This window comes from Bradyrhizobium barranii subsp. barranii (assembly GCF_017565645.3).
GTDB lineage: Bacteria > Pseudomonadota > Alphaproteobacteria > Rhizobiales > Xanthobacteraceae > Bradyrhizobium > Bradyrhizobium barranii.
In genome coordinates, this window is the sequence record NZ_CP086136.1 from 6,716,763 (window position 1) to 6,737,892 (window position 21,130).

At 59.7% G+C, this 21,130-nt stretch carries 17 protein-coding genes and 4 pseudogenes; 6 read left to right on the forward strand and 15 right to left on the reverse strand.

Translation table 11 applies throughout. The features are described 5' to 3' along the window. Positions 1-131: 131 nt before the first annotated feature. The 3 genes and pseudogenes from J4G43_RS56080 to J4G43_RS32840 form a co-directional block, all read right to left on the reverse strand. Positions 132-985: pseudogene (locus J4G43_RS56080) on the reverse strand (carbohydrate porin). Next, positions 879-1,256, reverse strand: a complete 378-nt coding sequence (locus tag J4G43_RS55165; protein WP_249814667.1) for a carbohydrate porin — start codon at positions 1,254-1,256, stop codon at positions 879-881. Before J4G43_RS55165 ends, J4G43_RS56080 begins: the two are co-directional and overlap by 107 nt. A gap of 314 nt (positions 1,257-1,570) precedes the next feature. Continuing rightward, the gene (locus tag J4G43_RS32840) at positions 1,571-2,071 is read right to left on the reverse strand and encodes a YciE/YciF ferroxidase family protein (RefSeq protein ID WP_014494395.1); all 501 of its coding nucleotides are present in this window, start codon (positions 2,069-2,071) and stop codon (positions 1,571-1,573) included. Between the two features lie 861 nt (positions 2,072-2,932). Between J4G43_RS32840 and J4G43_RS32845 the strand changes: the two genes are divergently transcribed. Beyond that, a complete protein-coding gene (locus J4G43_RS32845) occupies positions 2,933-3,469 on the forward strand; it encodes a DUF4142 domain-containing protein (RefSeq protein ID WP_014494394.1) in 537 nt (178 codons plus the stop codon). Between the two features lie 55 nt (positions 3,470-3,524). Here J4G43_RS32845 and J4G43_RS32850 read toward each other — a convergent pair whose 3' ends face one another. From J4G43_RS32850 to J4G43_RS32865, 4 genes and pseudogenes are all read right to left on the reverse strand, one after another. Next, complete coding sequence (locus J4G43_RS32850) at positions 3,525-3,704, reverse strand: hypothetical protein (protein WP_014494393.1); 180 nt, start codon at positions 3,702-3,704, stop codon at positions 3,525-3,527. 114 nt (positions 3,705-3,818) lie between these two features. Next, positions 3,819-4,767: pseudogene (gene ligD, locus J4G43_RS32855) on the reverse strand (non-homologous end-joining DNA ligase). Further along, the gene (locus J4G43_RS32860; protein ID WP_014494391.1) at positions 4,767-5,072 is read right to left on the reverse strand and encodes an alpha-ketoglutarate-dependent dioxygenase AlkB; all 306 of its coding nucleotides are present in this window, start codon (positions 5,070-5,072) and stop codon (positions 4,767-4,769) included. The pseudogene ligD and the gene J4G43_RS32860 overlap by 1 nt, the downstream one beginning before the upstream one ends. Positions 5,073-5,182: 110 nt before the next feature. Further along, the gene (locus J4G43_RS32865; RefSeq protein WP_014494390.1) at positions 5,183-5,407 is read right to left on the reverse strand and encodes a hypothetical protein; all 225 of its coding nucleotides are present in this window, start codon (positions 5,405-5,407) and stop codon (positions 5,183-5,185) included. 176 nt (positions 5,408-5,583) lie between these two features. Between J4G43_RS32865 and J4G43_RS32870 the strand changes: the two genes are divergently transcribed. Then, complete coding sequence (locus J4G43_RS32870) at positions 5,584-5,967, forward strand: septal ring lytic transglycosylase RlpA family protein (RefSeq protein WP_080593881.1); 384 nt, start codon at positions 5,584-5,586, stop codon at positions 5,965-5,967. 171 nt (positions 5,968-6,138) lie between these two features. On the opposite strand, the gene J4G43_RS32875 is transcribed toward J4G43_RS32870, so the two are convergent. Beyond that, positions 6,139-7,308, reverse strand: coding sequence for a sensor histidine kinase (locus J4G43_RS32875; RefSeq protein ID WP_208087486.1), 1,170 nt, complete (start codon positions 7,306-7,308; stop codon positions 6,139-6,141). Between the two features lie 252 nt (positions 7,309-7,560). Between J4G43_RS32875 and J4G43_RS32880 the strand changes: the two genes are divergently transcribed. Next, entirely contained in the window at positions 7,561-7,770 is a 210-nt protein-coding gene (locus J4G43_RS32880) for a hypothetical protein (protein WP_014494388.1), read from the forward strand. A 366-nt stretch (positions 7,771-8,136) separates the two neighbouring features. Next, positions 8,137-8,310 carry a transporter substrate-binding protein gene (locus tag J4G43_RS56085; protein ID WP_208087487.1) on the forward strand — a complete coding sequence of 58 codons (174 nt, stop codon included), beginning with the start codon at positions 8,137-8,139 and terminating at the stop codon, positions 8,308-8,310. 498 nt (positions 8,311-8,808) lie between these two features. On the opposite strand, the pseudogene J4G43_RS32885 reads toward J4G43_RS56085, so the two are convergent. Further along, a pseudogene (locus tag J4G43_RS32885) lies at positions 8,809-10,212 on the reverse strand (response regulator); the annotation flags it as partial. 88 nt (positions 10,213-10,300) lie between these two features. Here J4G43_RS32885 and J4G43_RS32890 point away from each other — a divergent pair. Beyond that, positions 10,301-11,430 (forward strand): IS3-like element ISRj2 family transposase gene (locus tag J4G43_RS32890; RefSeq protein WP_085967151.1). Its coding sequence is split into 2 segments (ribosomal slippage): positions 10,301-10,553 and positions 10,553-11,430, totalling 1,131 coding nucleotides; the frame shifts between segments, so codons are not numbered across the junction. Positions 11,431-11,612: 182 nt separating this feature from the next. Here the strand turns inward: J4G43_RS32890 and J4G43_RS32895 are convergent. The 3 genes and pseudogenes from J4G43_RS32895 to tnpC all read right to left on the reverse strand — a co-directional run. Further along, positions 11,613-12,539, reverse strand: a pseudogene (locus J4G43_RS32895) (PAS domain S-box protein); the annotation flags it as partial. A 1,444-nt stretch (positions 12,540-13,983) separates the two neighbouring features. Then, positions 13,984-14,175 (reverse strand): hypothetical protein, encoded by a 192-nt coding sequence (locus J4G43_RS32900; RefSeq protein WP_039227892.1) that lies wholly within the window; start codon positions 14,173-14,175, stop codon positions 13,984-13,986. Positions 14,176-14,350: 175 nt separating this feature from the next. Continuing rightward, positions 14,351-15,895 (reverse strand): IS66 family transposase, encoded by a 1,545-nt coding sequence (gene tnpC / locus J4G43_RS32905; RefSeq protein WP_224517700.1) that lies wholly within the window; start codon positions 15,893-15,895, stop codon positions 14,351-14,353. A gap of 588 nt (positions 15,896-16,483) precedes the next feature. Here tnpC and J4G43_RS32910 point away from each other — a divergent pair. Next, positions 16,484-18,571, forward strand: a complete 2,088-nt coding sequence (locus tag J4G43_RS32910) for a recombinase family protein (protein WP_049810452.1) — start codon at positions 16,484-16,486, stop codon at positions 18,569-18,571. Here the strand turns inward: J4G43_RS32910 and tnpB are convergent. The 3 genes from tnpB to J4G43_RS32925 all read right to left on the reverse strand — a co-directional run bounded on the left by tnpB (position 18,559) and on the right by J4G43_RS32925 (position 21,089). Next, entirely contained in the window at positions 18,559-18,867 is a 309-nt protein-coding gene (tnpB, locus tag J4G43_RS32915) for an IS66 family insertion sequence element accessory protein TnpB (RefSeq protein WP_060907863.1), read from the reverse strand. The two genes, J4G43_RS32910 and tnpB, sit on opposite strands and share 13 nt — an antisense overlap. Further along, the gene (locus J4G43_RS32920) at positions 18,864-19,262 is read right to left on the reverse strand and encodes a transposase (RefSeq protein ID WP_026192391.1); all 399 of its coding nucleotides are present in this window, start codon (positions 19,260-19,262) and stop codon (positions 18,864-18,866) included. The genes tnpB and J4G43_RS32920 overlap by 4 nt, the downstream gene beginning before the upstream one ends. A 990-nt stretch (positions 19,263-20,252) precedes the next feature. After that, positions 20,253-21,089, reverse strand: coding sequence for a bifunctional DNA primase/polymerase (locus J4G43_RS32925; protein WP_208087488.1), 837 nt, complete (start codon positions 21,087-21,089; stop codon positions 20,253-20,255). Positions 21,090-21,130 lie beyond the last annotated feature (41 nt).

The following is a 21,130-nucleotide window of genomic DNA, read 5'->3' on the forward strand; positions in this document are numbered from 1 at the left end:
GAAAGGAAACATCATGCCCATTTTACTCTGGCTCCTTGGAATTCCGATCCCGCTGATCATCTTGATTCTTCTATTGCGGTAATGGGCCATTGCGTCAGTGGCGCGCGACCGAGGCGCCGCTGACGCTCGCGTCAGAACTTAAGCACGGTTCGAAGACCGAAGACTTCCGCGTTTTTAAGAGCCTTGCCGGGAAAAGCGGAGAGCGGGCCCGTCGCGCCGCCGCCCGGTCGCACGATGAACTGAAAGTTCGGCTGCAGCGTCCATCCGGCACGCAGCTCGTACTGGTACACGGCGGTGACAAGGCCTTCGAAACTGCGCGGGGGCCAATCAGGCGTCAGTAATCTTCGGAAGTCGAAATCGAGGGCGCGGGCGCGGGGCGAGACGTGAGCGTACGCCATTGCTAAACCGAACTTGTCCTTCGGCCGCCCGTCCGATAGGCCGACGAATTCTAGGCCCGTGTCCGCGTAATAATCGATGACGTTCCGGTCAGGCGGCCTGTATGAAGCGCGCGCGAAAACGCCGATGGCGCGATCGTCGTCCGCACCGACACGATATAGTTTCTGCTCAAACACCGAATATACCCCGAAGTCTCCGCGCATGAGTCCCGGCATTCCGCTCGACGCGGGGTCCGCAAGCGAGACCCCCATCCAGTCGAAGCGCTGATCGCTAAACATCCTGAAATGGCGCCATGCGCCTAGCTTCAACTTTCCGTCCAGTCCCGGGTCGCCTTTTTTCCGTTCCAAAGAAATTGCATTTCGCCGAGCGCGAGCGGCGGGTCGTTGATGCGAAAGTTGACACCATAGCGGTTGCGGAGCTGCGGGTCGTCCGCGCCCGGCCCTGCCGAGTCGCCGTTGAAGATCGCGCCCAGCACCGTCAGATTATCTGTGATGTCGGCGCGCAGCCGGGCACCGAGAGCAGCCAGCGGCGGCGAAGGACCGCCGCTCGGAAGGTAGCGAAAGTCCTGCCGGCCAGCCGAGCGACGCATTCGTGAACACTTCCGTGTATTGCGCGGTCATGAATTCTGTATCGGCCGCGAGCTGCCCCGCACGAAGGGCAAGCATGGTCCCCCATTTGCGTTCGAACCAGGCTTCGTAAAGGCGGGTCGACGGCAACGCCTCGATGCCGCTGACATCCATGAAGTTTAGCAGCGCGCCACGCGATAAGCCGCCGCCGTGGATCTGGAACATGTTGGCATGGAAGGTCAGATCGCGCACGCCCGCGAGCTTTCCAAACTCGACGTCGACAGCGAGATTCAACCGGCCTTCATAGACGGAGCCTCGTTTCAGACCGCCCGACGGATTGCCCAGCGTTTCACCTATGTAGGTCGCCGCAAACTTGATTCCCCGCCCTTCGAGCGGCTGCCCTTGATAATATAGCGCTGACGTAGATCTCAGAGTGAATGGCGGGTCACGGCAGCCTCGATGCGGGGACTGTCGGAGGTGTCGCCAAGCTTTGTGGCGAATGTCTGAAATTCACTGTCAAGGGAATGGAACCAGGCGCCCGCGGCCTGGAGGGGACGGAATAAAAAAACGCCCCGTATTGCGGGGCAGTTTCTAGTTCATCGTAAGTGTTAGGCTGCTTCAGCCTCCTGATTGATCGCTGTCTTTGCGATTTCAGTCAGAGCCTCGTCGGTCGCCTCTTCCTCTTCGAGGGTTTCCTCAAGGAGTGAGACGGCATCGTCGAGGCCAAGCTCTTCGGCCCAAGCAATCATCGTGCCGTAGCGAGAAATCTCATAGTGCTCGACGGCCTGAGCGGCGGCAAGGAGGCCGGCGTCGAGAGCGGGCGAGCCCTTATATTCTTCCATGATCTCGGCGCCCTCTTCTGTGATACCGACGATCGCGGCACAGGTTTTACCCTGCGGTTTCTTCTCGATCACCGCGAACACCTTCTCCAGTCGCTCGATCTGGCCCTCCGTCTCGGTGCGGTGTTTTTCGAATGCTGCTTTCAGTTCTTCGTTCTGAGCTGCCTTTGCCATCTTCGGCAGGGTGGCCAGGATTTTCTTCTCAGCGAAGTAGATATCCTTGAGAGTATCGTGGAACAGGTCGTCGAGAGTCTTCGGCTCTTTCGCCATTTGCGCTTCTCCATTGTTTTGAGTTAATCGCATCACCGCTGTGAAGCTCGGCGGCTAACGGGGCTGCCTTTGAGTCGTTCCAATTCCGGTCGCCCGGCTTCCGCCATTTGCCTCAACCGCTTCTCTACATCTTCGGTCTAGGGTCGCGCCAAAAGCCGCCGCATAGTCAGACCTCCTGCCACATAAACCATTTTTCATTCATCGTCCCCCACCTCGGGGCGAGGCGACCGCGATAAACGCAATCTCCTTCGCACTTTAACGTTGGCTTTCCAACATATTGAAGTTCGCTTGCAACTGGCCTTGAGACCAAGCGTTCCACGTCTGCAGGTGCCAGCCGCATGAGGGTGACATGAGCAAAGAACCCGCATTAACTCCCGATGATTTTCCGATCGAAGCAGACAAGCAAAAGCTACGCAAAAGGCGAGCCCATAGCGACCGCCGACACGGACGAACTTGCGGATCAGCTCGCTGAGAGATTGAACGAGCAGGCTCACCGGGAAGAGCAGGATCGCTGGTCGGCGTGACAGGCACTGGTAGCGCGCATGCGCGCGGACGCTTCGCATGGCAGCCGGGCGGTGCTCGGAAGTGTTCGGGCCCCATGATGATCGCCCGCACGTCTCGGTCCAAAAGTGCACACAGCGCATACCCCTGTTTGAACGTTGGGCCGAACCACGTTTAGGAACGGCAGAGCTTGCCTTGGCATTGCCAGTGTATGCCGGAACGTCCGGCATGCTCATTGCCCGGGCAAGCGGCCCCGGTCTCCCTCCTCTCGGGCCGGCGTCGTGCTCGTCCCTTTGTACCCAGGAACTTTGATCCTGAACGAAGGTTGATCGCGCGATTATCCTCCAGAGGACGACTTTCATGAAAAAAGCAGCCCTTGCATTTGCCGTGCTCGCAGTCTTTGCCTCACCCTCCTTTGCGCAGTCGGTCGGCGAGAAGACCGGCGTGAATTCCACGCTTGGAATTGCGCCGAAGACCGAAGACTTCATCAAGGAAGCCGCCATGAGCGACATGACGGAGATCGAAGCGGCCAAGATCGCGCAGCAGAAGGGCAATGCGGACGAGAAACAGTTTGCGGAAATGATGGTGAAAGACCACACCAAGACGAGCAGCGAACTCAAATCGATGGTCCCCGACACCCTGAAAGCCGCGATCCCGGCTTCGCTCAATGACGCGTCGCAGAAGAAGATCACAAAGCTGCGCGAGGCCAAACCCGAGGATTTTGCGTCGGAATACGACGCCATGCAGGTGAGCGCTCATAAGGATGCGGTCTCGCTGTTCGAGCGTTACTCGAATGGCGGCGACGATGCCAAGCTGAAGGACTGGGCTGGTAAAACCCTGGCGGCACTGAAGCACCATCTCGAAATGGCGCAGACGCTCGACAAGAACCGTAAATAGGTCAGGCAATCACGACACAAACGGAAAGCCCGGCCGAAGCCGGGCTTTTGTTACTTTACGGCTTCTGGCCGCCCTGCTGGCCGCCCTTTTCGCCGCCTTGCTTGTTTTGGCCCGGGTCCTGGTTTTGCTGGCCCGGCTTCTGATTCGGGTTCTGACCTTGCTGGCCGCCCTGATTGCCCTGCTGGTTCTGCTGTCCAGGGGTCTGCTGCTTGTTGGGATTCTGCTCGTCTGCCATGTGAACGTCCTTTCACTTCGTGGATGATGACAATCATGCGCGAAGGTGCTCGTTCCTATTCATGGGATTAACGAGACAAGGATGCTCACCGCTCAGCCGGGCTGACATGCCGCGTCATCCTCGCGGCTTCTCGCGCTCCATGACGACGTCTTTTGCCTGCTTGTCTTTTCTCAGGCCGAGATAAACGGGGGTGCCGCATCTCGCCGGAGCTCGTCCACTCGGTAAATTTTACCTCGGCAACGAGTTGCGGCTTCACCCAGGTGGTGACCGCTTCGTCCTTCACCTTTTTGCCGAAAGGAGATTTGGCGGCTTTGAGCTTGATGAGCCTTTTGTGCAGCTCTCCGAGTGTTTCGTGGCTGAAGCCGGTCCCGACATGGCCGATATAACGCCAGCCATCTCCTTCCCGCAGCGCAAGTGTAAGTGCGCCGAAAAACGGTCTCGTCCTCCGCGGCGCCGTAAATCCCGCGATCACCACTTCCTGGCGTTTCGAGGTTTTGATCTTCAGCCAGTCGTCGGTTCGCGCGCCTGATAGGTACTTGCTGTCGGCGCGTTTTGCCATGATGCCTTCAAGACCCTTGCGCTCGGCCTCCCCGAAAACTTTCACGCCCGAAGTCTTTCGGTCGCGACTGAACCCGATGAGCCTGTGCTTCGGCAGGATACCCTTAAGGCGCTTCTTCCGCTCCGTGAGCGGCAGGCCACGAAGGTCTTCGCCATCCTGAAACATCAGGTCGAAGGCAAAGTACTGCAGCTTTGCTTCATGGCGCAGCGCATTCTGCAGGAGCTGAAAATGCGATACGCCGTCTTTGCCGATCGCTACGAGTTCTCCGTCGATGACGGCATCGCCTTTGACACCTTCGAGGGCCTGGGCGACTTCGATATAGCTATGGCTGATGATCTTGCCGTTGCGGCTGTAGAGAGTAACCTTGCCGCTGTCGATGTTTGCGACCATCCGGAAGCCGTCATACTTGTCCTCGAATATCCAGCCCTTATCGTCGAACGGCGCGTCGGTCAGTGTCGCGAGCATGGGCTGGAGCCGCTTCGGCAATGTGGATACGCGCGCCACTAGGATTCACCTTCTTCGAGCACGTTACGAAACGTGACCGAGTAGCGCAGGCTTTCGACGCCGGGACTGCTGTGCTGCCATTCGGTGCGCGATGGACCGCCGAGAAGGTATATGGAGCGCGGCTCGGCAACGAGAGTGTTCCTCTCGAAGCCCTTTTCAGTTCGTCTGCGCAGCCTGAGGGTGCAGGAAGAGAGCACTGAAATGCCTGCAACATCGCCAAAGACGGGGCGATCCTTGTGCCAGCCGATGCCGGCGCCGGGCGAGTACGCCGATGGAATAATTGAGCCAAAGAGCTCGCTCATCATCCAGAACGCCGTCCTTCTTCTGATCAACGTGCTGGGCGTATGGCGCTGGCTACCGCGCGCCGGTAAGGAAGCAGCCGCGTCCCAGACCGAGGAAGCGATCCGCTTTTGGCTCAGGCCTGTTTCCTATCCGAGATTGCCCAGCGTGCCAGCGCGGCTTCTCCTGCTTCGGTCAAGGCGCCGAGCGTTGTCTGCCCCTTCCTTGCACACTGGACAAGGCTGTCCGCGATGAAAGATCTTAGTTCATGATTGACGCCGTCCGGCCTGCCTTGACAGAGCCGTTCGAGAACGGCTTCCATGCTTGCCAGTGTGCGGCGATCGAAGCTTTCGAGGATCATGGCGCTTCTCCTATTCCGGCTAAACGAACTCCAGAGCCGGACGTTCCAATTTCGGAACTGACCTTCCAAGATCGGGAACCAAGCTGCATCGCGGATTATTGGACCTGAATGCCTCGCAAACTTAAGGTTTTTCAGACGTCACAGGGCTTTTCGACCTCGCGATTGCGGCGTCGTCGATGAAAGCTGCAGCGAGCGGCACAACGTTCGATCGGGATTCGCTAACTGCAGCTCATCGCAATCTGCCGCTCGGCACGCATGTTCGCGTTACTGACCCTAAGAGCAGCAAATCGGTGGTCGTTCGTATCACTGATCGCGGACCATGGATTCGCAGTCGCGTCATCGACCTCTCGCTCGCCGCCGCGCGTAGCTTGGGGTTTACCAACCGTGGCGTCGCCCAGGTTCGTGCTGAGGTGTTGTCACAGACGTCCATTGCCCAGCGAAAACACGCAGGCACGGGGCCTGTGATTTCAGGCCGGGCCTTGCTTTTACCGCTTCACCCGCGTCGGCACTGTGGTCCGCTTCGGTTCAAGATGCGAAGAACTCAACCTGAGCAAATCTAGTCCGCCGTGCCTCACTGAGCGGACCTCAACGAGGTGCGACGCTACTTCGCTGACGGGTCACAACCCGACTACCCCACCTCAGCGACGATGTGGGCTTGTGGTCCGCAGGTGTACCCTCGGCCGACTAGCCGAGGCGCCGCCTATCCCGTGCCTGCCTCAGCAGGTCCCACTTTACGATATCAAAGGGAATGTAAGCGTTGTTGTTGTACCCGCGTCGCTGCTGGTCTGGTCGACGGTACCGCCAATTTGTCTCGCCAGAGAGGTAATCAGCTTAAGGCCCGACCCGTTTTCGTTAGGATGTTGAATGCCGCGACCGTTGTCTGTCACTGTCAATCGGGCCTCGCCGTAGCCGACGCCTCCCACTAAACTTACGCTGATCCTGCCTCCCTCTGCACCGAACGCATGTTTGATGCTGTTCATCGCAGTCTCATTTAAAATGAGGCCAACCGGGAGGGCGCGGTCGATCGCCAACTCGAGTTCGTCACACTCGACGTCTACTTCAACCTCATCCACCTGATTCCGGATCGCGCTGCAAAGAGCCCGGATGTAATGGGAAAGTCTGACGATCTGCCCTTCTTGGCGAGGGGCAAGCTGATCATGTGCGAGCGAGATGGCGTTGATGCGGCTGGCCACGTGGTCCAGAGCGCGGTGTGATTCTGGATCAAGATAGCGGCGCTTCTGGATGGAAATCGAGGACAGGACGAGCTGAAAATTGTTCTTGACCCGATGTTGCATCTCTCGAAGCAAGATCTGCCCCTTTTTAGCTTCCGCGACCGCAGCCATAAGGCTTGCATGTTCGTCCGGATGCGCACCGCGACGGAGCACAGCACCTATCAGCGCGGCGGCGGCGGTCAGAAACTCGGTCGTATCCTGCGAGAAGTCTCTCGGCTTTGTACTGTCCACCTCCAGCACGCCCCATGCGGCGCCGCCGATGAGGATCGGGACGTTGCTGACAGCCACAATGCCATGCTCCGCCAAGAACTCGGAACGAACAAATTCGTTCTGATCGGCGAAATCTCTGATGCTGACAGGCTCGGCCGTTTGGAAGGCGCGGCCAGGCGGCGAGCGGAGGTCGGCCGACAGCGTGGCGGTGCGGACGGCACCATCCTTCCAGCCGACTCCCACAATCAACAGAAGATCGGACGTGTCTGGACGATATTGAAGCACCTTAACATGGTGGATTTCCACGGCGCGGGCAATTTGCAGCACGGCTTGGTCCAAGAAGCGTTCTGCTCCGGGGTCTTCAACCGAAAGACGACCGATATCGACCAAAATGCGGATGTGGCGCCGGAGTTTGTCCAGCACATCGCCCTCAGTGTGTTCGGTCGGGTGGTCCTCCATTCGTTTCTAACGTCGGGCCTCATGAATTGTGCCTAAGCGCCGAGACCATACAAGCTGGCTTGGTCGCTAAAGGAGCCGCGATCCGCAATTTAGCCCTCAACTGGTCGACCGAAAACGGCTTGCCGATCGCCAACGTACCTTTGGGGGCTGCAAAAAGAGATGGGATTTCGAGTCGGAAGGCTTGCTGCGAGCTTCACAGGAACCTCCGCTCCGATGCGGGTTTGGTTCTTGAGACAAACAGCGAGAGCGAAAATGGGAAACAGTGGCGTCGGAATGCTACTCGGCGATACCTCAGTGACGGCGCTCTGGATGATGTTTATTGGCGCCTTCATCTTGGGTGGCACAATTCTGTATGGCGTTATGAAGACGGGAAGGTTGCGCCGCAGCGAGCGTGCGCAGCTCGACCGAAACACAGAGATGGCGCAGCGCCGGGATGACCCGGAGAAAAGAGCCGCTCGTTAGCAATCGGCGTGTCGACCAGTCAAACGTAAGATTTAGGAACTTGGGCCGGAGTGGCGCTAGGGCGTATAATCATAGCCCGCGATGTCCGTAATTCGCTAACGGCCGCGGGGAAGCCAATGCGCGAGGTAGGCTTTAGGCACAGCTGGACCAAAGACCGCAATGATATCGACGGTCGCTGGGGATTCCAACGCTCATATGTAAGCCGTATTGATAAAGCAACAGGTAGATGCCCGTCAGATCCAGTTCATGGCCCTCACGTCAGCGAACATGAGTTGCGCAGTGTCGACCTCGGCAAACTCGCCGGGCACCTGGCGGCACGGAATACTTCCAGTCTGTCAAGTCGGTCGAAACGACGCGTTCATCAGAATGTGGACGGAGTTCAACGAACAACGGGACACGACCACCAACGATCAAAAGGAGGCGACTTACATCGGCTTCAGGATGCGGGCTCAGGCGGTCAGCCAAGCCGGCACGGTCGATGTCGAGGCGGTCCGGCAAGCCATGTACGGACAACGCGTAAGGGGCGCCAAGTGGTTTTGAGCTGGTGATGAATACCAATCATCATCTCTCGAAGCCGGCGGCGACGGGTACCTTCGAGGTCGTTTGGCAGTCCGCCAGCCCGATCAAGGCATCCGTGCGGAGCCGATATCTTCCGGAGAGCGCGAGACGCACCGCCGATTGGACATTTCTCTGGGTTTGCGGTGGATGTGCTGAGCCTTCATTCAAGGACTGGTGATTCTTACATCGCTAGTTGCGTCAAAATCTCACGCCACAGTTAGTGCGCTGACCAGTGCCACGTTCTTGGTCTTCAGATGAGATGTAGTCCGCCTGGGGTCAAAACTAATCGTCGCGGGCTTTCCCAAAAAGGTCGGCTGTGTGCCAAATCGGACGTTGCGCCGGCCTTTCTGTAATTCGGCGCAGCGTTAACCTCACATTCGGCGTTACCCAGCCAGCATCAGCGTGGACTTTGAATATCGTATAGCGTCAATGTTGAAAGCGCATGGGGTTAAGTTGCTTCACCCAGTGAGACCTATCTATTCAGCGACGCTTGTTCATCGCCTGTTCCAAACCCTGACGAAGAGACTTCGGAGTGTAAGGCTTCACGACGAGTATTGCGCCCAATCGCGCGGCTTCAGATTTCAATCCGCTGCCACCTGTCGCGAGAACTAGGCAAAGATCGGGCCGGCGCGCATAGACATTCCTTGCGAGCTCTAGACCGGAAACTCCTGGGAGTCCGACATCGGTAAGTAAGATGTCCACGGGGTGCTCATCCAGGATCTTCAAGGCCTCTTGAGCCGTGCTGGCCTCTTTTACGTTGCATCCAAGATCGTTTAGCATCTCTGTTGTCGTCAGGCGGATGAGGTCGTCGTCTTCGACGAGCAACACGGTCGCGTCCTTGAAAGACTTTTCGTTGGCCGAGTGTTGCGATCCCTGAGCGACGCGCCTTTGAGCTTGATTAGCCAGCAAGTGTCTGATTTTCCGCGCGAGCGCCTCGCGCGTGTAAGGTTTGGCCAGGAGTTCCACCCCGGGATCGAGCCGCCCGCCGTGCACGATGGCGTTCTGAGTATAGCCGGATGTGAAAAGTACGGCGACGTTTGGCAAACGCTCCTTGGCTTTTCTTGCGAAGTCCGGGCTACGCAGGCTGCCAGGCATCATGACGTCGGTGAAGATAAGGTCTATTGGAATGCCGCTGTCGACAACGACGAGTGCGCTCGCTGCATCTCGCGCCTTGACCACGCGGTAGCCGAGCTCGGTAAGCATCGAGACCGCGACCTCGCGAACCTCATCGTCATCCTCAACCACGAGGACAGTTTCCTCTCCGCCTTGAACCTCTCCGGTCGGAGCCCCCACCAGAGTATCTTCGGATGCCATCTCTCGCGGGAAGTACAGCTTCACCGTGGTCCCGGCCCCTACCTCGCTGTAGATTTTCACGTGTCCGCCGGACTGCTTGAGAAAGCCGTAAACCATGGCGAGGCCCAAGCCCGTACCCTTGTCCTCCGCCTTGGTTGTGAAGAATGGCTCATAGACCCGTTCCAGGATATCCGGCGGAATTCCGGTGCCTGTATCGGTCACCGCGATCATCACGTATTGTCCCGCAGACAACTCGTCATGCTGGCGGACATATTCGTCGTCGAGGAAGGCATTACTTGCTTCAATCGTCAGCCGGCCTTCGCCGTTCATCGCGTCGCGGGCGTTGATCGCAAGATTCAGGACCGCATTTTCCAGTTGATCCGGGTCGATGAGGCTATTCCACAGCCCACCTGCGACGACCGTCTCGACTTCGATCTCCCCACCGAGGGCGCGACGAAGCATCTCATCCATGTTCTTGATGAGACGGCCCGCGTTCACTACCCTTGGCTCCAGCGGCTGTCGCCTTGCAAAGGCAAGCAGTTGAGAGGCAAGTTTAGAACCTCGGGCCACACCTCCGAGGGCGTTTTGGACAGAGCTGGCCCCGCAAATTCGGACAGTAGCTTGAGTGGATTTTCTGCCTGACAGCGGCGAGGATTCTTGCTGCGAATCAGGAGCGAAGATGACGAAGAAGAGCCGCCGGACGCATTCTCCGGCATTCAAGGCGAAGGTTGCTTTGGCTGCGGTCAAAGGCGACAAGACACTGGCGGAGCTGGCGCAGCTGTTTGATGTTCATCCGAACCAGATCACGATCTGGAAAAACCAGCTCCTGGAAGGCGCCGCCGGCGTGTTTGGGCATGACAAGACATCGGCCGAGACGCCGGTCGATTTGAAGGCGTTACATGCCAAGATCGGCGAGCTGGCGTTGGAAAACGATTTTTTGTCCGGCGCGCTCACCAAGGCGGGCCTGCTGAGCGCAAAGCGATGATCGACCGCGATCATGATCTTTCTATCGTGCGCCAGGCGAAGGTCCTGAAGCTGGCTCGCAGCACGGTCTACTATGAACCTCGGCCAGTTTCGGCCGAGGACCTTGCCTTGATGCGTCGGCTCGATGAGCTGCATCTCGATTATCCCTTCGCGGGAGCGCGTATGCTGCGATCGTTGCTGCGGCGGGAGGGCGTATACGCCGGTCGCCGCCACATCGCGACGCTGATGAAGCGCATGCGGATCGAGGCGGTCTATCGTCGCCCGAACACGAGCAAGCCGGCTCCGGGTCACAAGATCTACCCGTACCTGTTGCGCGGATTGAAGATCGAGCGGCCCGACCATGCGTGGGCAATGGACATCACCTACATTCCGATGCGGCGTGGCTTCGTCTATCTCGCGGCGGTCGTCGATGTGTTCAGCCGACGGGTCCTGGCCCATCGCGTCTCGATCACAATGGAGGCGGCCTTCTGCGTCGAAGCGGTCCAGGAGGCGTTGGCGAAGCACGGCAGGCCCGAGATTTTCAACACGGATCAGGGCAGCCAGTTCACCAGCCTCGAGTTCACCGATGTGCTGCTGGACGCGAAGATCGCCATCAGCATGGACGGCAAGGGCGCCTGGCGCGACAACGTGTTTGTCGAGCGGCTCTGGCGCACGGTCAAATACGAAGAAGTTTATCTCCGCGCCTACGACAGCGTGTCCGAGGCGCGAGCGTCAATTGCCAAGTATCTGGCCTTCTACAATCAGGGACGCCCTCACTCGAGCCTTGACGGGCGCACGCCCGACGAGGCTTACTTCGGCACGCAAGCTATGGTGATGGCCGCATGACCGTCGCCGACGGTTTTGTCGTCGCTCTGGTCGGGCTACGCCCTCCCGACGCAACGACAAAACCGTAAAGCCCCGCGTTCAGCATAACCCGGCAGGAATCCACTTAAATCCAGCGGGGCGCTGTCCAAACAACCGGGGCCAGCTCTGACCCGCATCTCGGCCCGGGCATTACCAGCGATATCTTTCCTAAGCAGTTGCAGATTTCCGCTGATGACCTGCAGCAAGTTGTTGAAGTCGTGGGCAACGCCGCCAGTAAGTTGGCCGATCGCTTCCAGCTTCTGGGATCGGATCATCGTTGCTTGCGCCGCCTGGAGCGCGGCTTCCGCCTCACGCCGTTCTGTAATGTCCCGGGTCACTTTGGCGAATCCTACGAGCTTCCCGTCGTCGTCTCGAATCGCGTCGATCACGACATGCGCCCAAAAGCGAGTGCCGTCCTTTCGTACCCTTTGACCTTCATGCTCCCACCGTCCGTCACGGGATGCGGTCTGCAGGCCTGTTCGCGGGAGGCCCGCGGCGCGATCCTCTTCCGTATAGAAATTGGAGAAGTGGCGACCGATGATCTCTTCGGGAGCGTACCCCTTGATGCGCTGGGCTCCAGCGTTCCAACTCGCCACGTTGCCTTCCACGTCCAGCATGTAGATGGCGTAGTCCGTCACACTTTGGACCATTAGCCGGAACTGCTGCTCGCTTTCGCGTAATTTGGCCTCGGCAGCCCTTCGCTCGGTCAGATCCCGAGTGATCTTGGCGAAACCTACAAGCTCGCCCTTAGGCGAGCGGATCGCGTCAATGATGACATGGGCCCAGAACTGCGTGCCGTCCTTGCGCACCCGCCAACCCTCTCGCTCGAAGCGTCCGGTTCGCTCCGCCTCCTCCAGCGCCAACGCAGGCACTTTCTGCTCCCGCTCGGTCTCCGTATAGAATGTCGAGAAGTGGTGCCCTATGATCTCCTCGGCCTCATAGCCCTTAAAGCGCTTCGCCCCCGGGTTCCAGCTGGTGACATGCCCGTCGCGATCCAGCATATAGATCGCGTAGTCGGTGATCGCCTCAACAAGTAGCCGATAACGCCCCTCGCTGGATTGTGCAGCATCGAAGCGGTCTGATTTTTCCATTCGGGTCCTATCCAGCCCGCCGACTGCTGGAGGGTTGAGGTAAAACAATACTAAGACGGTTGAGTTCCATCTGGCCTTCGGTCATGCAGCTGACTTCTGGCCTTTGTCCACGGTCACACGGCGTGTAAGGCGTGGCTCATTAGCTCGCAACCAAAGGCGGATTGGTGCGAGTTTGACGAACGCCGGATAGCTGGCTGCGAATTTGAGCATATTGGTGCGCGACATTGGCGGGGCTCAGGCATCACCTTCTCGACCAGCGACAACAGCGACGCAAACACACCGAGCAAACCTATTCACTGACGTGGTGGCAATGATGATAGAGGTCGCCAACTGAGGCGGCCTTACGCCTTGTCCCTCGGGGAATTTGCGGATCTGCGTCGCTGTCGCCAGCAGTCTCGTCCGCGGCCACGTGTCTCATGCAGCCAGCCCCCGAGTCCGCTCGATACCCGCAACCCGACGTTCTGGTCCGAGGACGAACGTTGGCGCGATCCGCAGCGGCCCATTCCCCTCGGCCCTGATGGGCGACGAGAGCGTCCTCCGTCTCTACGAAAATAAGCGGATTCAGGCGGCTGCGGATCGGGCCGCCAGCGGCCGCTATCGTCTCCTCGCGACACCGCCAAGCAACGCGCCGATGTCCTCCGCGGAGATCGATCGGAGACCGCTCCGAGCCGATCGGATCGATTGCTAGCGGCCTCATGAAGGAACTATTATTCGAATACGGAGCGCTGATCTCGGCACACTTACGCGCAGCTCCGATTCTTCTCGTCGGCGCGACTTAGTATACAATGCAACCTAAGATACCCCATATTCTGAAATGCAGATGCGCGAATTTTCGGGGGCCGCCGGTAGCTATGGACGAAGGTCGGAAGGATCTGACCCACCCCCGTCCACGCGTCTACCCCGCGCTCACCCTCAAAACGTTGCTATGGGCTCATAACTGGCCTGCAAAATGCCGGGTCGGCAGTTGCCGGCGTCGTGCAATCGGCGTGCGACGCCCACGCTTCTTGAGCGTGGAAATTCAACGTGCCGGTCGATTGCAGGAAGTGCGTCATTCAAGCTGGCCATGGTGGCCGCCATCCTACGTTCCGGGATTGAGCTGAGGGATGCCGTTTACGAGAAACAGTGGCTGCTAGTTCAGAAACTTCACAGCGAGACGGCGCTTATCGCGCCACACAACCGAACAACTCAAGTCGAGTCCAACGCTTGGAATACGCAAACCGAAGGTCGCTGGCATTAAAGGCGCGTCAAGCGTCTGAACGATTGCGGACGAAGCTGTGAGATGGCGTACCTTGCAGCGCAAAGGAGAGCCATCAATCACGATCTGGCCTATACAGGCACTGATTTTTCGCCCGTCCGCCACGTCTCGCCGCCTCCCCGCTCTAGCGCGCGGGAGATATTGGTTGGCGATTCCAGTCTCAAATGAGGCTAGACCATGGTTTCATTGCTAGGCCGCGAGCTTTTTCTCCATTGCGGCCAACGCCGCTAGCGCGTTGTCCTGTGCCGTGACCGCCCGTCGCTCGCCCGCCTTGCCATTGCCCCAACCATTCGCCACGGCGATCTCACGTGCGGTGTCGCCGTCCAGCGAGCGCTCCAACACATCGCAGTGATCGCCAAGCGCAGCAGCAACACGGGGCATCGAGGCCGGCGAGAATGGCGTATTCAGGGCCGGCGAAGCTGCTCTCCGAAGCGCAGGCATTCCGTAAGCGACGTTCGCGTCCCACTCGCAAAGGTTTGGCGTGGGGATTGCAGTCTGTTGATCAACGTGTTTGCAAATCGTTGGCGGGGGGTATGGAGGCGGCAACGACGGAGAATTACGAGGTGCGGCCGAACGACCAGGGCAGGAGCTCGTCGATCCGGGACTGCGGGTGACCGGTTGCGATCGCTTTGAGCGTCGCTTTCATCCAGACGTAGGGCTCCACGCTGTTGATTTTGCAGGTGGCGATGAGCGAAGCTATGCGCGCCCATGAACGACCACCTTCGTCGTGACCAGCAAATAAACTATTTTTACGCGTCAGAGTCAGCGGCCTGATTTGATTTTCGACGGGATTGGTGTCCATCTCAACGCAACCATCGTCGAGAAACAAGGTGAGGCCATCCCAATGGTTCAGGAGATAGGCGATCGCCTTGCCCATCTCGCTGCCCGGCGACAGGCGAGCGGCTTGCTCGCGCAGAAACCTCTCGAGTTCAGCGACGAGCGGCCGTGATCGCTCGTTACGGGTCGTTTGCCGAGCCGGGGCGTCGGCGCCACGGATCTCCTTCTCGATCGCATAGAGTGCGGCGATGCGCGCGAGAACGGCTTCGGCGATGGGTGAGCCGGCTTTCGGAGTCGCTGCGATGATCTTGCGCCTTGAGTGGGACCAACATGCGGCCAGCCGCAGCGGCACGCCGCCTTTGCGCTTGGGCCGTGCGAGCCGATGATAGCCCTGGTATCCGTCGACCTGAAGGATGCCGTCGAAGCCCTCGAGGATGCGCTCAGCATGGTCACCACCGCGTCCTGGCGCGTAGTGGTAGACCACGATTGGTGGATCAGCGCCGCCGTGGCCGCGATCGTCGCGCAGGACAGCCCACAGATAGCCGGTCTTCGTTCGGCCCCGGCCCGGATCGAGCACAGGCGCCCTGGTCTCGTCTATGAACAAGCGGCCCGATTGCTTCATCACGACGCTCATGCGCTCGACCAGCGGCGCGAGGTGGAAGGCGACCGTTCCCATCCAGTCTGCCAGAACGGCGCGATCGATGAAGATGCCATGCCGAGCCAGAACCTGCGACTGACGATAGAGTGGCATGTGCTCGCTGAACTTGGCGACCGCCACCTGCGCCAGCAGCGCCTCGGTGGGGATGCCACCCTCCACGAGATGGGCGGGCGCCGGCGCCTGAGCAACACCGGTGCAGCCCTTTGCGCAGGCGTAGCGCGGTCGCACCGTCTCGATCACACGATACTGGGCGGCCATGACATCGAGACGGCGGGAGCGATCCTCGCCGATCTGGACCATCCGGCCGCAGCCGCAGGGACACTCGAGGTTCTCGGGTTCGATCACCTGCTCGATGCGCGGCAGGTGCGCGGGAAAGGCACGGGCAGCGCGCCTGGTCCGGCGGCTGGACGGCGCCGTGCCGGCGCGGCGCGCACGATCGTCCTGGCGTTCCTGGACTTCGGCGATGGCAATCTCGATGTCCTCGAGAACCAGTTGCATCTGATCGGGATTGAACTTCTCCGAGCGTTTACCGAAACGTGCGCGCTCGTACTCCTTCACGAGCAGTTCGAGGCGTTCGACGCTCTCTTTGGACGCAGCCAGTTCACTCTCGACATGAAGGCGCGCCGAGCATTCATCGTCTGCGCGACGACGCTCGGCTTCAATCATCGCTTCCTGCGCGCGGAAGAGCGCGCGCACATCGGCGGGCAGCGCTGCAAGACGGGCGGGATCAATGGGGGACGGCGGCACATCCGCAAGCTATCATCCCAAAGCCCCGCGCGAAACAGGTTGTCGGGTCTGAGTCAGTTCGCCGCAGCTGGCGTCGCGACAATCCGTTCGCCCACTCGCTTCCAGTTCAGCCCTTCAAACGAGGGGATTGAGGAATGTCCCTGATAGTGAGTCTGACGAATCATTTCCGGAGGTGGTCGAGGTTGGGGACCCCCACCATCCTTTGTGGGGGCGCTCATATCGAGTGATTAGGAAGATCGGTCAGCGAGGCCGAGGCATTCCCGCTTCGTATGAAGTTGAGTATCGCGCAGGAAGCAGTCTTCTGATTCAAGCAACCGCAATCGAATATTATGAGCAAGAGGCAAATCAGATTAAGCTGAGTATGGAGGCTCTACTCGAGCTTTTATCGACAGCGGATTGTCCCGACGCACATGAGCATGGATCCAGCCGATCTTTGGTCGACGCTGACGCCCGCGCTCCGACGCCAGATCGTCGAAGACGTCGCCGCAATTTTGGCGGAGATCCCTCATGAAGTCCGAGCTGGTCACACCAAGCCACTTGGCGCGCAAAGCCGTAGTCTACATCCGGCAGTCGACGCCCCATCAGGTCGTAAGCAATCAGGAGAGCCTGCGCCTTCAATACGCGCTTCGCCAGCGCGCCCGCGAACTCGGATGGCGTGAGGCGGCCATCGACGTGATTGATGCCGATCTCGGGTTGAGCGGCGCGTCTATAGCACAGCGTAACGGCTTCAAGGAACTCGTTGGCCGTGTTGGCCTGAGTGAAGTGGGACTCATCCTGTCGATCGACGTGACCCGCTTGGCGCGTAATTGTACCGACTGGTATCCGCTCCTGGATATCTGTGGTCTACGTGGCTGCCTGATCGCCGACCGCGATGGTGTCTATGATCCGGGCACTCCCAACGGACGGTTGCTTCTCGGGCTGAAGGGTTCGATCTCCGAGCTTGAGCTACATACGATCCGCAGCCGGCTGACCGCCGGCCTGCTGGCCAAAGCCGAACGCGGCGAACTTGCGGTTATGCTGCCAATCGGGCTGATGCGGGACCCGAGCGGTGTGGTCGTTAAGGATCCCGACATGGCCGTGCAAGGGCGGCTCGGTCTCGTCTTCCAGTTATTCCTGCAGCTGCGCAGCGTTGCCAAGGTCATGCGAGCGTTGAACGAGCGTGACCTGGAACTGCCGCGTCGTGATCGATATGGCGATTTGTGCTGGACGCGCGCGACGCTGGCTGCCGTCGCGGCGATCTTGAAGAACCCCGCATACGCGGGCGCCTTTGTCTATGGACGAACCCGCTTCCGGCCGCCGAAGCGGGAGGGGGCCCTGCCACAAAAGGCTCCGCGGCCGATGGAGGAGTGGCGGATCGTCGTTAAAGATCGATATCCAGCCTATATCGACTGGCCAATTTATGAAAAAATCCGATCCGTCATCAGAGATAACCGAGCCGAATACATGCGCATCAAAACCCGCGGCGCGCCTCGCAATGGCGAGCTCCTGCTCCACGGCATTGCCTGGTGCGCACGATGTGGCCATAAGATGTACGTCCGCTACAAGGGCGGCGGCGAATATGTATGCAATCACCTGCGTACCCAGGAAGGTCAGCCAACCTGCCAACACATCCGCGCCGCCCATATCGATGCAGCCGTTGGCGACGCATTCCTAACCGCACTAGCGCCGGCCGAACTCGATGCCTTGTCGCGCTCCCGCCGGGTGCAGCAGCAGACGAACAATGCGCTACGCTCCAGTGCAGAACGAGAGCTCGAGCGCAAGCGATACACGGCGGCGCTCGCCGAACGGCAGTTCAACCGAGCTGATCCAGATAATCGGTTGGTCGCCTCGGAACTCGAGCGTCGATGGGAAGCGGCGCTAAACGACGTGCGCGCCGCCGAAGAGGCGCTTGCCCGACAGACGCCGCCCAAAGCCATCACACAAGTGGCCATAAGCAAGGAGCTCAACGACAAGGTCATCAGCCTCACCGGCCGCCTCCCGCAGATATGGGGTGACGAGACTATCTCGGATGCGCATCGCAAGGCGTTGTTGCGATGTCTCATCGAAAAGGTCGTTCTCGACCGCGGTGAGCGCGACTTGGCCCTGGCTAGGATCGTCTGGCGGGGAGGCGCCGTGACGGAGCTCGAAGTGAAGATGAGCGTCAACTCCGTCACCAGATTGACGCGAGGCACAGAGATGCGGGAACGCCTTCTGACGCTCGCTCGCGACGGCGTCCCAGACGACAAGATCGCCACAATCCTTACTCGGGAAGGTCACCGCTCTCCCCGTTGCGCCGATAAGGTGCTGCCTATCACCGTTGGGCGGCTCCGTCGTGCCGCCGCCATCAAGGTAACTGCCCAGCGCAGCCGATGGGAGCATGACGACTCATACCTCAGCCCGCCCGAACTGGCCCGAAGGCTCGAGATTCCAGTAAACTGGCTCTATGTTCAGATCCGAACCAAGCGTTTGCTAATTGATCGCCAGCCCAGCGGCGCCTATCTCTTCCCGAATACACCATCCGTTCTTCACGCCATCGGAGACCTTCGAAACCACGTCATCGCGCAACTTGATCTAAGAATCTGTCAGCCTAACAAGGAGGGGCATCAACATGGGTGATCGAACAGCGCTTCGAACTGCACGCGCGTCAGATGCATGACGCCGTCGCTGATCTGCGGCCACTCGAAACGACCATCGCGGCCAAGGCGCTTGTAGACCAAAACGAGGCCCGTGCCGTCCCATAGCAAAATCTTCAGCCGGTCGGCGCGCTTCGAACGAAAAACCACGATCAGGCCCGAATGCGGATCGAGCCCAAGCGTGTTTTGCACAAGACCGGCCAGCGCGTCGTGCCCGCACCGGAAGTCAACAGGACGCACAGCAAGCACAATCCGCAGTCCCTGCGCCGGAATGATCATGCGCCGCGCTCGATCGCAGTCACGATCTCCGCGATCCGCACCGCCGACACGTCCGCATCCAGGCGGACCGAAACCTTGCCAATCGTAATCTCGACGGGCCCCTCGCTCTTGCCTGACGCCACTGGATCGCTCAGCTCGATCGACACGAAATCCGCCGCGTCGTCCGTGACCAATGCGAGCCGGCCAGCACGCGCCAATCTGCGCCACGTCGTCAACTGCTGGGCCTTCACACCATAACGCCGTGCGACATCACATACCCGGGCGTCGGGCTTCATGCTCTCGAAAACAGCGCGCCCCTTGATCTCCGCAGACCATAACCGGCCTCCAGAACGCGTCCGGCGCGTAAGCTTCCCCACAAAGCCATCAGCTTCGGCTTCCTCCCCCGATTGTTCCATCGCCTTCAGTCTCCTCTCGGCTCTCTGACAAGCCAAGGATCGCAGAGCGAAAGCCGAAGCGAAACCAGTCAATCAAATGGGAGAAAAGCTCCGCTTACGGCATTCCGACGAGTCCTACCGGCCATAAACGGCGCGCCACGCGCAATGCCAACCATGTAGCGCGGCACCCGACACGCCGGGTATAGGCCGGCGTTAACCCAGGACTCGTCGAAGCTGTAGACCCCGCTAACGCCAAGCCGGTGCAAGAGCGCAAAGCATGGCCTTCCAGTAGCTTTGTAGATGGTACTCGGAAGTTGGCCTGTGGCGGGCAGCGCCAGATGGCGGGCCGCGTCCTCCTGCTGTTCGGCTTCCGAATGGCGACGTTTGCCACGCTCGTGCCGCTAGTGCGCTCCGCAGAATGCCAACGCCCGTCGCCGCCGAGCCATTGATCAATACGGCCATCCTTGAAACGGATACGTTGCCGGGTTGCCCGGTCAATATCAGTCGGGCTAACGGGACCGTATGGGCCCGCGGCGATTGCGTCCTAAGCTAGCCCTAGCAGTTCAGCAGGCGATGGGCGCACCTCCAGAAGCAGTCCGCGCCAAAGCCGCAAGGCGGGTTGTCGTTGTGATATTCCGGTGTTGGAGGCGCGGCGTAGTCTTGCAGCAGGCGCAAATCTGAGCTCCTGCCTGCGCGGGCAAGACGGGTTGGATTGGAGTATGTTTCATAAAAACCTCAACGTAACGTGACTTGCTGATCTGGCCGTTTGTGCGGCTCTTCGTTTCGTCGACGTCTGCGCGCCGATCGAGTGTTGGGTGGGGTGGCTTCAAACCCTCGGGCGGTTCGTCACCATACCGGTATGGGCACTTGGGGACGCGACGCCGCAGGTTTTCTATTTGTGTCACCGGCCAAAAAATTATCTCGAAATCTGCGGGATAACGCGTCTAATTGTGCGGCCGGAAGTTGAGGCCCACGGTGGGAGAGATCGAGATGGCCCCTACCCCCGCCTTGTCATGCCCTCCGCTTCCGCAGCAACTTGCTCACATCTACTATCGGCGTGTTGTCCCGCTCCGGCAGTGCGCGCGGCTGTCTGGTGCCTGCATCCAGACCACGCCGGATGGTTGCCCGCACCGCACGCTCGCCGTCCAGCGCAATCAACCCGCAGCCGTGCGCGGCATCAAATAGTCCATGTTCAGCCTCGCCACGGTCTAGAGCACCGGCGCCGACGAATGTGCCTAGCGTGAAGGCTGTGCGATTCAGCAGCGTGCCGCGCGTACCGGGTGCGGCGCCGGCTAGCGCGGCAAGCTCTGCGCGCACAGCGGCGTCAACGTAGCGGTCATGGCTTTGCGGCTGATAAGGCTGGCTCGGGCGCGGCACATATGGGCGGGGTCGGATAAGCGTCACCAGCCATTCAGGCGCGTCGGCAGGCGGCATGTCGACATCCAGCGTATAGCCCGGATTGCCAGCAACCAAACAATAGCCACCAGTTCCACGTACATCCCAGCCGTGCGGCAACCTGCCCGGTGAATTACCCAGCCCGACATGACGGAAATAGAAGTGCCTGCCGCCGGAGCGCGTGCGCACGGTCGTGGTCGGCGGCACGTCGTGCGGCAGGTCGGATTCGGTGGCGCCCTTGTGCGCGTCCATGTCCAGCACCCACAAACCCGTGCGCTCGCCGGTTGGCATGCCGACAAGGGCATCGGGCCAATCGGTAAACCAGCGATTGATGATGTATGGGAAGACGGTCGCGGACTTAAAGCCGTTCGACGTATAGGGCCGCTTGTTCTCAGGCCGACAGGGGAATACCGGGAGGCGTGCCGCGGCTAGGGATAGGGCTAGATTGAGCATAGTTGTCCAATCGAAAAAAACGTGGTGATGAGGTGACGACT

Bases quoted from the DNA above. Each gene is read 5' to 3' on its own strand.
- J4G43_RS32850 (WP_014494393.1), bottom strand. From the start codon at position 3,704: ATGGCAGACGAGCAGAATCCCAACAAGCAGCAGACCCCTGGACAGCAG.
- J4G43_RS32880 (WP_014494388.1), top strand. From the start codon at position 7,561: ATGGGAAACAGTGGCGTCGGAATGCTACTCGGCGATACCTCAGTGACG.
- J4G43_RS32860 (WP_014494391.1), bottom strand. From the start codon at position 5,072: ATGATGAGCGAGCTCTTTGGCTCAATTATTCCATCGGCGTACTCGCCC.
- J4G43_RS32925 (WP_208087488.1), bottom strand. From the start codon at position 21,089: ATGCTCAATCTAGCCCTATCCCTAGCCGCGGCACGCCTCCCGGTATTC.
- J4G43_RS56085 (WP_208087487.1), top strand. From the start codon at position 8,137: ATGTGGACGGAGTTCAACGAACAACGGGACACGACCACCAACGATCAA.
- tnpB (WP_060907863.1), bottom strand. From the start codon at position 18,867: ATGATCATTCCGGCGCAGGGACTGCGGATTGTGCTTGCTGTGCGTCCT.
- J4G43_RS32875 (WP_208087486.1), bottom strand. From the start codon at position 7,308: ATGGAGGACCACCCGACCGAACACACTGAGGGCGATGTGCTGGACAAA.
- J4G43_RS32900 (WP_039227892.1), bottom strand. From the start codon at position 14,175: ATGCCCCGTGTTGCTGCTGCGCTTGGCGATCACTGCGATGTGTTGGAG.
- J4G43_RS32920 (WP_026192391.1), bottom strand. From the start codon at position 19,262: ATGGAACAATCGGGGGAGGAAGCCGAAGCTGATGGCTTTGTGGGGAAG.
- J4G43_RS32845 (WP_014494394.1), top strand. From the start codon at position 2,933: ATGAAAAAAGCAGCCCTTGCATTTGCCGTGCTCGCAGTCTTTGCCTCA.
- tnpC (WP_224517700.1), bottom strand. From the start codon at position 15,895: ATGATTGAAGCCGAGCGTCGTCGCGCAGACGATGAATGCTCGGCGCGC.
- J4G43_RS32910 (WP_049810452.1), top strand. From the start codon at position 16,484: ATGAAGTCCGAGCTGGTCACACCAAGCCACTTGGCGCGCAAAGCCGTA.
- J4G43_RS32865 (WP_014494390.1), bottom strand. From the start codon at position 5,407: ATGATCCTCGAAAGCTTCGATCGCCGCACACTGGCAAGCATGGAAGCC.
- J4G43_RS32870 (WP_080593881.1), top strand. From the start codon at position 5,584: ATGAAAGCTGCAGCGAGCGGCACAACGTTCGATCGGGATTCGCTAACT.
- J4G43_RS32840 (WP_014494395.1), bottom strand. From the start codon at position 2,071: ATGGCGAAAGAGCCGAAGACTCTCGACGACCTGTTCCACGATACTCTC.